The organism is Phaeospirillum tilakii (genome assembly GCF_042683125.1).
Classification (GTDB): domain Bacteria; phylum Pseudomonadota; class Alphaproteobacteria; order Rhodospirillales; family Magnetospirillaceae; genus Phaeospirillum; species Phaeospirillum tilakii.
This window is the reverse complement of sequence record NZ_JBHUIY010000091.1, coordinates 1-1,865: the sequence shown is the minus strand read 5'-3', so window position 1 is coordinate 1,865 and position 1,865 is coordinate 1. Positions and strand designations below refer to the sequence as shown.

Sequence of the window (1,865 nt, the reverse complement as noted above, 5' to 3'; positions counted from 1 at the left end):
CGCTCACCCGCCGCCGCCCGCGCCGCCGCCGCGCCGCCGCCCTCGCCGCCGCGCTGGAGGACGACGAGCGCGCGGTGCTGGTGATCGGCGCCGCCGGCGACGAACTGTTCCGCAACCGCGCGGCGCGGCGGCGCTTCGGCCCGGCCGCCGACCCGCTCGAACCGCTGCGGTCGATGGTGGTGGCCGACGAGACCGCGCTGGCCGCGCTCGAACGCCTCGCCGCGGCGGCGGCGGTGGGCGGGTTCCGCCGGATCGAGCTGCCGCTGCCGCTGATCGGCGGCGGGCGGTCGTGGCTGGCGATCGAGGTGCGGCCGGGCGACCGCCCCGGCGGCCGGGTGTGGCGGGCCGAGGACATCAGCGGCCAGCGCGCGATCGTCGAGACGCTGCGGCGCGAGAGCGAGCTTTTGTCCGACTTCATCGATTTCCTGCCGGTCGGCTGCTATTCGGCCGATGCCGACGGGGTGCTGCGCTACGTCAACCAGCGGCTGGCCGACTGGCTGGGCCAATCGCCCGACGGCCTGATCGGGCGCGGGCTGGCCGAGCTGTTCGGCACCGTCCCCAACCCCGAGGAGGAGCGGGCCGAACTGCGCTTCACCGGCCGCAACGGCGAGGTGTTCCAGGGGATGGTGGCGCATTCGGTCTATGACGAGGGCGGGGAGATGTTCACCCGCTCGGTGGTGCTGCGCGACCCGCTGCCGGAACAGCAATGGGCGCGGGCGCTGCGGGCGTCCGAGCGGCGCTTCCGCTGGCTGTTCGACGACGCCCCGGTCGGGATCGCCCTGGTCGATCCCGACGGCACCCTGTCGGGCTGCAACCTCGCCTTGGCGGCGATGGTCGGGGTCGATCGCGACGACCTGCTCGGCCATCCGGTCGGCGCGCTGATCGCCGAAAGCGCCCGCGCCACCGCCGCCGAGCATCTCGGCCGGGTGTTGCAGGGCTCGCAGCCGGCGGTCCATCTCGACCTCGCCCTGGCCGGGCGGGGCAACCCGGTGGCCCAGTTGTTCGTCACCCCCTCGCACGACAACGGCACCATCTCGGGCCTCGTCATCCATTTCATCGACGCCACCGAGCAGCGCAACCTCGAACGCCAGTTCGCCCAGAGCCAGAAAATGCAGGCGATGGGCCAGCTGGCCGGCGGGGTGGCGCACGATTTCAACAATCTGCTGACGGCGATGATCGGGTTCTGCGACCTGCTGCTGCAACGCCACGGCGTCGGCGACCCCAGCTTCGCCGACATCATGCAGGTCAAGCAGAACGCCAACCGCGCCGCCGCGCTGGTGCGGCAGTTGCTGGCCTTCTCGCGCCGGCAGGCGTTGCAGCCGCGCCGGCTGGCGGTGACCGACGCCCTGGCCGAACTGTCGGCGCTGCTGCGCCGCCTGCTGGGCGAGACGATCGAACTGCGGATGATCCACGGCCGGGCGCTCGGGCTGGTGCGGGTCGATCCCGGCCAGTTCGATCAGGTGATCATCAATCTCGCCGTCAACGCCCGCGACGCGATGCCGGGCGGCGGCACCCTGACCATCCGCACCAACGCGGTCAAGGTCGAGCGGCCGACCCCGCGCGGGGCCGAGGTGATGCCGCCCGGGGACTACGTCCTGATCGAGGTGTCCGATACCGGCACCGGCATCGGCCGCGAGACCCTGCCCCGGATCTTCGAGCCGTTCTTCTCGACCAAGGAGGTGGGCGCCGGCACCGGGCTCGGCCTGTCCACCGTCTACGGCATCGTCCGCCAGACCGACGGCTTCGTCTTCGTCGCCAGCGAGCCGGGCCAGGGCGCCACCTTCTCGATCTACCTGCCCCGGATCGAGGCCGCGCCGGAAGCCGACCCGGCGGGGCGGAGCGGCGCGGCGCGGCTGGTGGCGCTG

At 73.2% G+C, this 1,865-nt stretch carries 1 protein-coding gene; it reads left to right on the top strand.

From position 1 onward, the window contains the following. The coding region (locus tag ACFSNB_RS18640; RefSeq protein ID WP_377319311.1) for a PAS domain-containing protein at positions 1 to 1,865 on the top strand (1,865 nt) is incomplete at both ends.